Genomic DNA, 13,272 nt, shown 5'->3' with positions numbered 1-13,272 from the left:
GCACGTTTTGCAGTACCCGAGCAAATTCGGTGATATCGGTGCCGGACCGCTGTTCCAGCACATAAGAGAAACCAGACGACGTGCCAAGCCCCCGCAGCGTAGGCGCCGGAATTACCAGCGCCGTGGCTTCCGTGATCTGGGCCAGCTTGCCCTGAATCCTTCCCAGCACCACGTTCATGTTCTGACCGTTGGCGTATCGCTCGTCCCAGGGCTTGAGGTTCACGAACCAGGTGGCGGAACTGGGCTTTACCGCGCCGCCCCCAATGAAGTTCATCCCGGTTACCGCCATGTAATGCTGTACGGCAGGGTCTTCTGACAGGATCTGGTTGACATGTTCGGCCAGCTGGCGGGTGCGCATGGAAGAGGATGCATCCGGCAGGTCGAGCGCCAGGAACATCGCGCCCATGTCTTCCTGCGGCACAAAAGTAGTAGGCACCCGCTTGAATAGCAGGAAAGCCGCGCCGAAGAGGATGCCCATCAGAATAAGCACGAACGCGGTTTGTTTAATGGACCTGCGGACGCCGTTGGTGTACTTCCTCGTGAATTTATCGAACCAGGTGTTGAATTTGTAATGCAGCTTGCCCAGCCCTTTGGATTCGGGGTTGAGGTTGGAAGGGCGCATCATCACCGCGCACAATGCCGGCGTAAGACTCAGCGCCAGGAAGGCGGACAGGATCACGGAAAAGGCGATCGTCAATGCGAACTGTTGATATAGTTTCCCGCTCACGCCGGGGATGAACGCCACGGGTACGAACACCGCGGCGAGGATCAGGCCGATGGCGATCACCGGGGCGGACACTTCTTCCATCGCCTTGAAAGTAGCGTCGCGCGGGGTCATGCCATTCGCATCGATATGATGCTGGACCGCTTCCACCACCACGATGGCGTCATCCACCACGATCCCGATCGCCAGCACAAATCCGAACAACGTCAGCGTATTGATGGAGAAACCGAGGAGCTGGAAGAAGATGAACGTTCCGATGAGGGATACAGGGATAACGAGGATGGGGATGAGCGTGGCGCGCCAGCTTTGCAGGAAGATGTACACCACGATCACCACGAGCGCCAGTGCTTCCAGGAACGTCTGGATCACTTCGCTGATGGAGATGCGCACGAAGGAAACGGTTTCGAAAGGCACCATCCAGTCGATATCGTCCGGGAAGGTTTTTTTCAATTCCGCCATCCGCGCTTCCACCCGGTCGGCCACATCCAGCGCGTTGGCGCCGGGTGTGAGGTAGATGCCCATCCCGGTACCGGTTTTGCCATCAGCCTTTACGTCGATCGCGTAACTGAAGGAACCGAGCTCCTGCCGCGAAATGTCGGACAGGCGCACGAGCGACCCGGTGTTGGGGTTGCTGGACACGATGATATCGCCAAATTCTTCCGCGGTGAGCAAGCGGCCGCGCACTTTCACGGAATATTCGAAAGCCTGGTCTTTATTGGCCGGCGGCGCACCGATGATCCCTGCCGGCGCCTGGGTGTTCTGCTCCTGGATGGCGCCCGCCACCATGGCGGGTGTGAGGCCGAGGTTGGCCATCTTCTCCGGGTCCAGCCAGATGCGCATGGAGTAATCGTTGGAAAATGCCTGCACGTCGCCCACGCCGCTCACGCGGGAAATTTCGGGTTTGAGGTTGATATTAAGGTAGTTGTCGAGGAATGCTTTGGAGTGCGTGCCGTTCGGGGAAAGCAGGGCCACCACCATGAGCATGTCGTTCGAGCGCTTTTTGGTGGTAATGCCCACGCGGCGTACATCATCAGGCACGCTGGGGGAGGCGATGCTCACGCGGTTCTGCACGTCGAGGGTGGAAATATCCGGATCGGTGCCGATCTCGAAAGTGACGGTTATACTCATAGAGCCGTCGTTCGCGCTGGCCGACTGCAGGTACATGGCACCGGGGGTACCATTGACCTGGTTCTCGATGGGTGTGGTCACGGTTTCTTCCACGGTGGTGGAGTTGGCGCCGATATAACTGGCGCTCACGGACACTGTGGGCGGCGCAATGTCGGGGAGCTGGGCCACCGGCAGGTTGATCATGCAGATGAGGCCTACGATCACCATGATGATGGCAATCACGATCGTCGTATTCTTCCTTTCTATGAACGTTTTCGCAATCATGGTGCCTTTTATTTAACATTGACGGTATCGCCGGGGCGTATCTTCTGAAGGCCATCGGTGATCACCTTGTCGCCGGCTTTCAGGCCGCTGTCGATGATCTGCAGGCTGTCGAGCAGGGACCCTTTCTGCACGGGCTTCACTTCCACCACATTCCCCGGGCCGAGGGTATAGACTTTCACTTCGCTCAGCAGTTCCATAATGGCTTTGGCGGGAATGGCCACCTGCTGGTCGCCGGTTTTAAAGTGCATCTGCATTGTGGCGGTCATCCCGGATTTGAGCTGGCCTTTTTTGTTGGGAAACGTAAGCCGCACGCGGAGCGTTCCCGTACGGGGATCCACGGCGTTGTTTACCAGCAGGATTTTTCCCGGTTCGGGATATAATTCGCCGTTGGGAAATGTGAGGAAATATTGATTGCCGCCGGCGCGGTCGCTGACGTCTTTACGGAATTCATTATAACGGGTTTGCGGAATGTCGATATCGGCGAAGATGGGGTCTTCGTTGACGAGGGTGTTGATAACGGTGGAACCTGCGGTCACCAGGTCGCCGATGCGCAGCTGCGCGATGCCGATCTTCCCGGCGATGGGGGCACGTAGTACGGCGTGGCTGATATCGGTCCCGGTACGGGCGCGCGTGGCGCGGGCTGCTGCTACCATGGCTTCGGAGGTTTTAACCGCTGTTTCTGCCTGGTCTACCGTTTGCCTGGAGATCGCATCTTTTTTGAGCAGGTTGGAATACCGCTCGTAATCGCGTTTCTTCAGCGCAAGGTCTGCCTCCGCCTGGATTACGGCCGCATTGGCTTCGTCGTAAGCGGCCTGGCTGCGGCTTTTGTCGACCTCGTAAAGTGCCTGCCCCTTCGAAACGGAACTGCCGTCTTTCGCATGGATCTTCTGCAGGAAGCCGGTCACATCGGATTTGATATCGACCTGCACATTGCCGGTGAGCGCTGCGGGGAAGCTTTCGGTGACGGTATAGCTGGCGGCCTTCACTTCGAAGACGGAGACGGTGGTTTTCGGCATGGCGCCCCCCGCCATCTGCTGCTGGGATTGTTTGCCCTTGCAGGCTACCGCCAGCAGCGGGATCAGCATGATATAAAAATTCCGGTAAGGTTGCATAACAAGGAGTTTATTCCGCTTTTATTTTACCCATCGCCTGTTCGAGCCGCACTCTGCTGATGAGGGTATTGACCAATGCAGTGATGTAATCGTTTTGCGCTGTTTTCAGCTCGCTGTCGGCCGAAAGCACGTCGAGGCTCGTGGCTACGCCCTCTTCATACTTCAGCACCACCCTGTCGTACACGCCTTGTGTGAGCTCCATATTCTTTTCCTGGGTGTTGAGCTGGTTGAGGTTGTTCCGGTAAACCGTCCACCCTTCACGGACTTCCAGCTGGATCTGCTGGCTGAGATAATTAAGGTTGTTCTGGCTTTGTTCCAGAACGAGCGCGAGCCTCCGGGCGGCGTAAATCCTTTCCGTTCCGGCGAAGATCGGCCAGGAAAGCCGGACGCCGAGGGCGGAAGTGCCGAAGCCGGTTTTATAGAGGTCGCTGAAGTTCTCAGAGAAATAGTTGAAGCCGTAATTGACGAATGCATTGAGGGTGGGGATGACCTGCAGTTTTTTACTTTTCAGGTTCAGCCGGTCCAGCTCCACCTGCACGCGCTGCATGGCGTATTCAGGCCGGTCCATGAAGCGGTAATTGAGGCTGTCGGGCATATTGTCGGTGTAGGTCCTCACATCTTCTTTAACGGCTATGGGCGAATCGATGGGCATGCCCATCCGGAATTTCAATACATCGTACGTGTAGTCGAGCTGCCGTTTGAGGTTGGCGCGGTTGGTTTCGACATTGTTGAAGGAAGTCTGGATCCTGTCCACGTCGATCCTTTCGGAAACGCCTTCGTCGTACCGGGCGCGTGTATCCTTGAGGGTTTTGCCGAACTGGACGAGGTTGGCTTCCACGAGCCGGATGCTTTCCTGGGCAACGAGCACGTTGAAATAAGCGACGCTGACTTCCACGCGGGTTTCGATGGCGGTGCGCTCGTAATCGCGGACGGCCATTTCATCGTATACTTTGGCGGCTTTGAGGCCCAGGAAGTAGTCGCTGTTGATGAGGGTTTGCGTTACTTCGCCGGTGATGGCGGAAGAGAATTTGGTGCCGAATTGAACGGGGACTTTATTATTGGGGTCACCTGTAAAATCGGGTATGAGCGAGGTTTGAAGTTTGAGGTTGTCGGTGAAGTTGCCGGTGATATTGGCGTGGGGCAGCAGCATGCCGCGCGTTTCCCGGATCTGTTCCGTGGATATCTGCCGCGACGGGCGTTGACGACGTTGTTTTCGTTGCGGAGCGCATACCGTATGCATTCATCCAGCGTGTATACGGGGCCGGCCGTACCGTTTTGCTGGGCATGGGCGCCCCCGGCACAGGTTGTCAGCACAGCGGTCAAGCAGACCATCCGCCTAATTATGGTCAGGAAACAGCTACTCATACAGGGTTCGTATCCGTTTAACAGCAGCGGGTACGTTTGTAGAACAAACGTAACGTGAAAAGGTTCAATGTGTTAAATCCGGCCCCGGGAATTGTTTATGGAAAAATATCATGCGGGCATCTTCCTGTTAAACGTTATCGCCATGAATACCTCCCAAATGCCTAAACCAGACTTCCTCGACATTCTCTTCAATTCCCGTAACAAAGACTACGGCGCCTATGACCTCCGCCGCAAGTACGACCGCCGCGTCCGCAACGCCGTAGCGGGTATGGCTGGGATCGTTCTCCTCTGCGTAGGCGCCTACACCTGGGCCTCGAATTCAAAAGCCGCAGAACATGTGGAGAAACCTGTCATTTTCGAAGCGCCGGATATGGTGGAACTCCCGCCCGAAGAAAAGAAATTCACACCCCCGCCTCCCCGCGCCGTGGAGCCCCCGCCACAGGCTGCTGCTGCAAAGCACGTGACGATCAAGATAATCGAAGACGATAAAGTGAACCCGGAAGATGAAATGAAAACGATAGAAGAACTGAAGGACGTGGCGATCAGCACCAAAGACATAATCGGCGAGCCCGGCGGCGCGGAAAACCCCTTCGAAGGCGTGTCTGGTGGTACCGGGGTGGTGGAAGCCCCCAAGGTAGAAAAAGAGGAAGGCCCTCACATCTTCGTGGAAATCATGCCGGAATTCCCCGGCGGTGAAAAAGCCATGTACAAATTCCTCAACGACCACATGCGCTATCCGCATATGGCGTCAGAGAACGGTGTGGAAGGGACCGTTTTCGTGAAATTCGTCGTGAACGTGGACGGGTCGATCACCAATGTAGAAACGACCGGGAGGAAAGTGGGCGCGGGTTGTGAAGAAGAAGCGCTCCGCGTGATCCGGAAAATGCCCAAATGGAAAGCTGGCCGCCAGAATGGGCGCAACGTGGCCGTTTGGTTCAATGTGCCCATCAAATTTCACTTGAACCAGTGATCCTTTGACTGTTGCCCGGGCTCCCCCGCGCAGAGGCGCCCCGCCTCCGCCCGGGGGAAACCCTTTTCTATGGAATAACCGTATATTTGATCCGGAAATTTCATCCCCTATGCGCCACATCCCCCTGATCGCCTTCATCTTTGCCACCACAGCCTGCCAACACGGCGCGGACAATTCAACCGGATCCTCTAACACTACTGCATACACGTTGACGGAGGGCTATCACCTGAACGAGGACAGCGTCCTGCTTTTCGCCTCGCGGAAAGAACTTCCCGAAAAAGAAGCCGACCGGCTCTTTCGCCAGGCGATAGATGTATACCGCAACCTGAAAGACCCCGCGTCCGCATTACCCATCTTCCGTCAGGCCATTCTCAAAGCCCCCCGCGCTGCGGCTTTCTTCGAATACGGCAACGCCCTTTCCGAAATGGGCGACGGATCCCGGTCCATGCAAGCCAAACTCAGCGTGGAACAAGCGCTGCAGGCATACCATATCGCCGATCTGCTGGGATATAAACCCGTTTCAAAATTACTCTACAATACCGCCTGCCTTTACGCCAAAGCCGGAAAGGAAGACAGCGCCTTTCACTACCTCGTGTCCGCCATTGAATTCGGCTACACGAATACACAACAAATCTATAAAGATGCCGACCTGGCTCCGCTCCGCGAAATGCGCTGGCGTTTCGATAACGAAGTTACCGCAGCTCTCTCCGGCGCCAGCGATCCCGACCGCCTCCTCTGGAAACTCTTCTCCCACGAATTCCAGCCGCTGGAATTGCCCGTGGTATTTGATACGAAGTTCCGGGAGGACAAGGAATTCAGTTTCGTTACATATGATTTTGAGAAATTCATCCCCGAAATGCGGAACGCCAAGTTCTCCCGCGACGTGGGCAGTGAGTACTACTATGTTGGCAGCGTACAATCCACGCCGCAATACACCGTACTCGCCTACGCCGTGCAGGATGTGATGATGGACGAAAGCGCGCCTTATTGCTACTACCTCGCCAGCTTCGACGCCAACGGCAAGCTGCTTGATAAAATGATCATCGGCGGCCACCGTATCCTGGATGAACCTTTCCGGGTGGGGAAGGTTACCGGCAACGGGGATGTGGAAGTGCGGAAGTTCGCGGTGCGGTACGAGAAAGACCCCGCGCAGAACGGCTACGCCGAAAATAAAATGGAGGAAATGAATGAAGTGGGCGTGGATTATTTCACCATTAGTCCAGAAGGCCGCTTTACACCGAAATCCGTTCCGCTCGCCATGAAGTAAACACCCGTTTCCGGATAAGATACTCCGCCAGCAAAAGGTTCAGCGTCCAGCTGAGCCATGCGATCCAGATGTAAGCCGAACGCGGCGCCACTTCCAGGCCGAGCGCGGCGATTCCGTAAGCATAAAAACGGAGCGTAACCGCCGACAAGGTGAGCGCATAACTGCGGGTCATCATGTCGGCATGCTTTTTCCAGTCTTTTTTCCAGATATACCACATCGCCAGGAATGTGAACCCTATCCACAAGACAGCCAGCAGCACGAAACTGATCTGCGCCCAGATTCCCCCGTTCGCATAATACCCCATGACCAACCCGCTCGGCCCGCTCAGCGCGATCACCGTTACCGCATACACGTACCCCGCCACCCGGTGAATGCCCGGATGCCGCTGCAGCAGGTACCGGCTGAACTGGAACAATCCCGCCACCAGCACCGCCGTGCTCACGAACACATGCAGGTAAAAGCTCCATCGCCAATGGTGTATTTTGTACACCAGTTGTTTGGTGAAAAGGAAATCGATATGTGGTTCGAAGGAAGTGTACGGCAAACTCAGCAGCACCATCAGCCAGGAGGCATACAGGATGGCCGCTGCGGTTACTATGCGCAGTAATAACTTCATGGCAACTGGTAAAAGATGAATCCGTCGCCCGTCAGGCTGTCAATGTAGGTATCATCGCCTTCTCTCTTGACATGCAAAATAAACTGGCTAGCGGATTTTCCGAACTGCTCGTTTTTCTGCCAGTTGACATGGAAGGTGTCCTGGGTGCGCGTCCAGGTTCCGCGGAGGATATTGACTTGTCCGCCGGAAATACTGTCTGCCGGATAGTACTCCAGCCGGCATGATCCGTCTACATTGAACTGAATGCTGTTTTCTTCGCTGGCCATGTAGACTTCATAGTTTTCGCCGGCCACCCGGTTAAGGGTAAACTTTTTGGAGGAAGCGGAATCCTTTTGCAGGGGTTCCCAGGTTCCATCCATGGTTTTCATATCTTCCGAGAGGCGGATATCGAAAACGCCGTCGTAGGGATGATCGCCGGGCTCCTCCAGGCGGAGGCGCCACGCATCGCCATCCTGCAATATCTCGCCATGGAGGTTGCGCCGCAGGCCTTTATGCGTATTGTATCCCGCGACGTTTTTGCCGCGGGCGAAGTTGATGCTGATGTAAATGGGGCTCCCGCCAAAGTCGCCGGTGTAAATGCCGATCGGATCGTGGGAAGGCCGCGCCTGGTGGATGATTTTGACCGCTCCTGAATCGGCAGGGGTGGATTTGCCGCCGGAGTTGCAGGCGGCTGCCGCGATGCCCGTCAGGAGCAGGGAGCAGATGTATTTCAAAGGGTTGAATTTAGATCGTAAATATACTATTTTTAAACATGCGTCTATTCTCCAAGCCAATGCGCGCCGCCATCCCGGCGCTGCTCCTCATCGCCGGCGCCGCCGTTGCATTCACCGCCGCACGCCCCCCACGTTCAAAACCCGTCGTGATCGCCTACGTAGGCGGATTCCGCGGGCTGATTGCCGATCCGGAATCCATCATGGTGGAAAAAATCACGCACATCAACTACGCTTTCGTGGATGTGCAGCACGGCCAGGCCTGGCTCACCAACCTCGCCACAGACACCGTCAACTTCCGGAAACTCAACGCCCTCAAATCCCGCAATCCCGACCTTAAAATCCTCATCTCCATCGGCGGATGGGCATGGAGCGAAAACTTCTCCGATGCCGTGCTCACCGAAGCCGGGCGCAGGCTGTTCGCCCACACTTCGGTCGATATCATCCGCAAATACCAGCTCGACGGGGTGGATATCGACTGGGAATACCCCGGCATCCCTGGGGAAGAAGGGAACGTGTACCGGCCCGAAGACAAGCAGAACTTCACGCTGATGTTCGCCGCCCTCCGCGCCTCGCTCGACACCCTCGAAAAAGAAACCGGCCGCAAATACCTGCTCACCTCGGCAGTAGGGGGCAGCAAAAGCTTTGTAGACGCTACCGAAATGGCGAAAGCCGCGCAATACCAGGATTTTATCAATATCATGTCGTACGATTACAAAACCAATCCCAACGGCATCTCCGGGCATCACACCAACCTCTTCGGCTCAACGGATAACCCGGAAGAATCTTCGGCCCACCGCTCTGTGGGGCTATTCCTCGCGGCAGGCGTACCAGCCGAAAAGATCGTACTGGGCATCGCGTTTTACGGTCGGGGATGGAAAGTGGCCGGCGATACCGCCCGCGGATTGAACCGTCCTGCCACCGGCGGGTACCGTGGCGGGGGTTATTCCTTCATCAAAGACAGCCTGCCCGCCAAAGGATTTGAGCGCCATTGGGATAAACGCGCCAAAGCGCCTTATCTTTGGCACCCCGGCCAGCACGTCTTTATCTCTTACGACGATGAGGAATCCGTAAAAGAAAAATGCCGTTACGTGCATGCCAACAAGCTCGGCGGCGTGATGTTCTGGGAATATTCCAGCGATCCGAAAGGGTATCTGCTGGACGCGATCAATAAAAATCTCCGTAAAAAATAAGCCCCCGCCGGCAGGCCATGTCCCGGCGGTAATCCTGATTATATGCGAAACAAACTCATTATTGTATGCCTTTTACTCTCCTGCTGCGCCATGGCGCAATCGCCCGCATTCCCCGCAAAGGGTTTGCAGATGCGGTGGGAAGTAGTTGAAAACGGCTACCAGGGCAAGGCGCAGACCTTGTCGACCTTCACGCTTGTCAACCGCACGAAGCAGGCTTTGCCTGCCAACGGGTGGACGATCTACTACAACTTCATCCGCATGGTATCGCCCGGCGAAGTAGCCCCGGGAATAGAAGCGGCACATATCAACGGCGACCTGTTCCGGTTGAAGCCGGTGGCGGGATTCGGGGGGCTGAAGCCCGGAGACTCCCTTAAGATCAACATCGTGTCCGTTGCCTGGGTGACGCATTTCACCGACGCGCCCGCCGGTCCTTACATTGTGTGGGATAACCAACCCTCGAAGGGCCATGCCATCGAATTCGCCGTTACGCCCTCCACCCAGGAGAAACAACTCCGCCGCACCGCGAAAGACACCAAAGTACAAACCACACCCGAAGACGTATACCGCCGTAACGAAGCCCTCTCGCTGCTGCCGGCGGACCAGCTCCCCCGTATCCTCCCCACGCCGGCACTGATCCGCGAAAGCGGCGCCACGGTGGTATTGGATCCGAAAAACGGGATCGTATACGAACCGGTATTCCGCGCAGAAGCCGATTACCTGTCGCTGTTGATGGGGAAAGTATTCGGCAAACCGGTGCTCACCGCACAGGGCACCACCGGAAAAGCCGCGGTGCGCCTCGTGAAAGACACTTCCATCACCGGGAAAGAAGCGTATAAACTGCAGGTGCAGGAAGACGGCATCACCATCTTCGCCTCCACCAATACAGGTATTTTTTACGGGATACAGTCGCTCCGCCAGTTGTTGCCGCTGACGGCCAAAGGCACGGCCACGCTGCCCGCGGTGCAGGTCGAAGACGCGCCCCGATTCGCTTTCCGCTCTTTCTCCCTCGACGTTGCGCGCAATTTCCACTCCAAGGCGCAGGTGCTGCGGATGCTGGACGTGATGGCTGTGTATAAAGTGAACACCCTTCACCTCCACATGAGCGATGATGAAGGCTGGCGCGTTGAAATCGCCGGGTTGCCGGAATTGACCCAGGTAGGTGGGCGCCGCGCGCATACCCTGGATGAAATGGAAAGCCTCCAGCCTGCATACGGCTCCGGCCCGGACGCGGGCAATACCGCCGGCACCGGCTGGTACACCCGGGCGGATTATATCGAAATCCTCCGGTATGCGAAAGCCCGCCATATTAAAGTGATCCCTGAAGTGGAGATGCCAGGCCACGGGCGCGCAGCCATCAAAGCCATGGAAGCCCGCGCGGCGAAGCTCGCCAAAGCCGGTGATCCCAACGCCAACGAATACCGCCTCAGCGATCCGGAAGATAAAAGCCAGTACCGCTCCGTGCAGGAATGGAAAGACAATGTTATGAACCCCGCCCTTCCTTCCACCTACAAATTCATTGAAAAAGTAACCACCGAACTGGCGGCCATGCATGCCGAAGCCGGCGTTCCCCTCGATATCATCCACATGGGCGGTGACGAAACGCCAGGCGGCGTATGGGAAAAATCCCCCGCCTGCCAAAAACTCCTGGCCGAAAGCGCCGAACTGAACCATGTCGACGATCTCTGGATCTATTTCTACGACAAAGTGGCCCGGATCGTGAATAAGCAGGGCATGCAGCTGTATGGATGGGAAGAAGCCGGTATGCGCCGCACCCAGCTGGACGGCAACAATGTCATGATCGTGAACCCCGTGTTCGGCAACCGCAATTTCCAGCTGGATGTGTGGAATAACGTGATGGGTGGCGGGATGGAAGATCTCAGCTACCGGCTGGCCAACGGCGGGTACAAAGTGGTGCTGTCCGGCGTGGCGAACTATTATTTCGATATGGCCTACCAGCGCGATTACGATGAGCCCGGCTTTTACTGGGGCGGTTATGTGGATCTGGACAAGCCCTTCTACTTCATTCCCCTCGACCTGTACAAGAACGCGAAGGAAGACGATGCCGGGAACCCGCTGCCAGCGTCCATATTCGTCGGGAAGGACAGGCTGACGGCATACGGCGCCTCCAATATCGTGGGTATCCAATGTGCACTGTGGAGCGAAACCGTGAAATCCCCCGAGCGCCTGGAATATATGGTGCTGCCCAAACTCCTGGGCATGGCGGAACGCGCCTGGGCGCCCGACCCTGCCTGGACCAAAGACCTCGGCCAATACAACGAAGCGTGGAACAAATTCGCCAATGTGGTGGGGCAGCGCGAAATCCCGCGGCTCGCCACGCTCAACGGCGGCTATAATTACCGCATCCCCACGGCCGGCGTCAAAAACGACAACGGAAAAGTTTTGGCGAACGTGCAACTTCCCGGACTGATCATTCGTTATACAACCGACGGGAAGGAGCCTTCCGCCAAAAGCCCCGTCTACAGCGGGCCGCTCGAAGCGAAAGGAATCTTCCGGTTCAGGGTGTTCGATCAGGCAGGCCGGGGAGGCAGAACCGTGACGGTACAATATTGATATTCAATTATATCGCTTTCCACCAGGAAGGGTACCGAACGGCTCGGTACCCTTCCTTTTTTTAGCGCCGCCCTACATATTGGTTAAAAATTTGTATTGTTGTTCCGAATCAAAAGCAATCATTGAAGCGGTTGGGAAAAATAAGTCTCTTAGCTGTCCTTAGCTGTTACCTGATGTTGTGCTGCTTTCCGCAAAGCGCCGTTGCGCAGACGGATACCATCCCGGCCGCCCATAAGAAACGCTGGTTCTCAAAGTTTAACGAGTACGTGGATTCTTTGAAAAGCCGCCGTTTCCGGGATTCCGTTCTGAAAGACATCTCCCGGCACGATGCTCCGCCGCCTGTGGTGGAGGATACCCGGATGACCAGGTCTGAGCAAGGATTTCTGCCGCATTCCGGCCGAACGGTTCGCCGTATCCACTTCCGGAAGGTGAAAGTGTTCGGCCCCCGCAACATCAACGACACGGCCTTCACCACCAGTATGAAGCTCATCCATCTGGCCAACAAACTGCATTTCGATTCGCAGGAATGGGCCATCCGGCAGATGTTGTTCTTCCGGGACGGCGATACCGTGAACGCCTATGCCTTCGCCGACAACGAACGTTACCTCCGTAACCGCCCCTTCCTCCAGGATGCCCGCATCATCACCCTCGAAACCGCCAGCCAGGATACGGTGGATGTGCTCGTGATCACCAAGGACGTATTCGAGTATGGCTTCGACCTGCGCGAGCTGGCGCCCAGCGGCGTGGGGGCCAAAATTTCCAACGACAACCTGTTTGGCGCCGCGCAGGGCGTTCAGTTCGGGTTCAGGTGGAAGAGCAATTACTCCAGGCCCTGGGGCACCGAAGCCCGCTATACGAAATACAACCTCCTGGGCAGTTTCATCGACGTGTCCGTCGGGTACACGCATCTCAACACCAATTCCCAGCTCGATACGGGCGTTTACGAGGGATCGTATTATATCAAGATAGAACGGCCGCTGTACCGGACTTCCGCCAAGATCACGGGAGGGTTGTCGCTTGCAAAGAATTTCAGCATCCGCGTATGGGGCGAACCCGACTCCCTCTGGCGCGAGTATTCGTATAAACTGGTGGACGTCTGGACGGGGTACAACTTCCGCAACCGGTTCGGGTCCGACGGGCATTTCGATAACAAACCCAATGTCGCGCTGCTGTTCCGGTACAACAACGTCGCTTTCGATAAGAGCCCGGCACAGGAGAAGTACATTGGAGACCCCTTGTACAACGATCGCCACTATTACCTCGGGCAGATTGCCGTTTTCAAGCAGGACTTCTTTAAAAGCCAGCGGTTCTTCGGTTTCGGGCGAACGGGGGATATTCCCTATGGTTATTCC

General features: G+C 56.3%; 10 protein-coding genes. 5 read left to right on the top strand and 5 right to left on the bottom strand.

The features are described from left to right. The 3 genes from Q0510_RS19060 to Q0510_RS19050 all read right to left on the bottom strand — a co-directional run. Positions 1-2,116, bottom strand: a 2,116-nt coding sequence (locus tag Q0510_RS19060) for an efflux RND transporter permease subunit (RefSeq protein ID WP_298715341.1), incomplete at its 3' end; no start/stop codon positions are given. Positions 2,117-2,124: 8 nt separating this feature from the next. Further along, positions 2,125-3,228: an efflux RND transporter periplasmic adaptor subunit gene (locus Q0510_RS19055; protein ID WP_298715339.1), complete on the bottom strand. Its 1,104-nt coding sequence runs from the start codon at positions 3,226-3,228 to the stop codon at positions 2,125-2,127. A gap of 10 nt (positions 3,229-3,238) precedes the next feature. Further along, a complete protein-coding gene (locus Q0510_RS19050) occupies positions 3,239-4,468 on the bottom strand; it encodes a TolC family protein (protein ID WP_298715337.1) in 1,230 nt (409 codons plus the stop codon). Positions 4,469-4,735: 267 nt separating this feature from the next. On the opposite strand from Q0510_RS19050, the gene Q0510_RS19045 reads away from it, so the two are divergent. Beyond that, positions 4,736-5,563, top strand: a complete 828-nt coding sequence (locus tag Q0510_RS19045; protein ID WP_298715335.1) for an energy transducer TonB — start codon at positions 4,736-4,738, stop codon at positions 5,561-5,563. Positions 5,564-5,672: 109 nt separating this feature from the next. Further along, a complete protein-coding gene (locus Q0510_RS19040; protein ID WP_298715332.1) occupies positions 5,673-6,830 on the top strand; it encodes a hypothetical protein in 1,158 nt (385 codons plus the stop codon). Here the strand turns inward: Q0510_RS19040 and Q0510_RS19035 are convergent. After that, positions 6,796-7,446, bottom strand: coding sequence for a DUF2306 domain-containing protein (locus Q0510_RS19035; protein WP_298715330.1), 651 nt, complete (start codon positions 7,444-7,446; stop codon positions 6,796-6,798). The two genes, Q0510_RS19040 and Q0510_RS19035, sit on opposite strands and share 35 nt — an antisense overlap. Continuing rightward, a complete protein-coding gene (locus Q0510_RS19030; RefSeq protein WP_298715328.1) occupies positions 7,443-8,159 on the bottom strand; it encodes a hypothetical protein in 717 nt (238 codons plus the stop codon). Before Q0510_RS19030 ends, Q0510_RS19035 begins: the two co-directional genes overlap by 4 nt. 38 nt (positions 8,160-8,197) lie before the next feature. On the opposite strand from Q0510_RS19030, the gene Q0510_RS19025 reads away from it, so the two are divergent. The 3 genes from Q0510_RS19025 to Q0510_RS19015 all read left to right on the top strand — a co-directional run. Beyond that, entirely contained in the window at positions 8,198-9,349 is a 1,152-nt protein-coding gene (locus tag Q0510_RS19025; RefSeq protein WP_298715327.1) for a glycoside hydrolase family 18 protein, read from the top strand. 42 nt (positions 9,350-9,391) lie between these two features. Continuing rightward, a complete protein-coding gene (locus tag Q0510_RS19020; protein WP_298715326.1) occupies positions 9,392-11,920 on the top strand; it encodes a family 20 glycosylhydrolase in 2,529 nt (842 codons plus the stop codon). Between the two features lie 173 nt (positions 11,921-12,093). Further along, the coding region (locus Q0510_RS19015; protein ID WP_298715325.1) for a hypothetical protein at positions 12,094-13,272 on the top strand (1,179 nt) is incomplete at its 3' end.

The sequence above is a fragment of the uncultured Chitinophaga sp. genome (assembly GCF_937874145.1).
Lineage (GTDB): Bacteria > Bacteroidota > Bacteroidia > Chitinophagales > Chitinophagaceae > Chitinophaga.
This window is presented reverse-complemented; position numbering and strand designations above follow the sequence as displayed.

Bases quoted from the DNA above. Each gene is read 5' to 3' on its own strand.
- Q0510_RS19025 (WP_298715327.1), top strand. From the start codon at position 8,198: ATGCGTCTATTCTCCAAGCCAATGCGCGCCGCCATCCCGGCGCTGCTC.
- Q0510_RS19050 (WP_298715337.1), bottom strand. From the start codon at position 4,468: ATGCATACGGTATGCGCTCCGCAACGAAAACAACGTCGTCAACGCCCG.
- Q0510_RS19045 (WP_298715335.1), top strand. From the start codon at position 4,736: ATGAATACCTCCCAAATGCCTAAACCAGACTTCCTCGACATTCTCTTC.
- Q0510_RS19020 (WP_298715326.1), top strand. From the start codon at position 9,392: ATGCGAAACAAACTCATTATTGTATGCCTTTTACTCTCCTGCTGCGCC.
- Q0510_RS19035 (WP_298715330.1), bottom strand. From the start codon at position 7,446: ATGAAGTTATTACTGCGCATAGTAACCGCAGCGGCCATCCTGTATGCC.
- Q0510_RS19040 (WP_298715332.1), top strand. From the start codon at position 5,673: ATGCGCCACATCCCCCTGATCGCCTTCATCTTTGCCACCACAGCCTGC.
- Q0510_RS19055 (WP_298715339.1), bottom strand. From the start codon at position 3,228: ATGCAACCTTACCGGAATTTTTATATCATGCTGATCCCGCTGCTGGCG.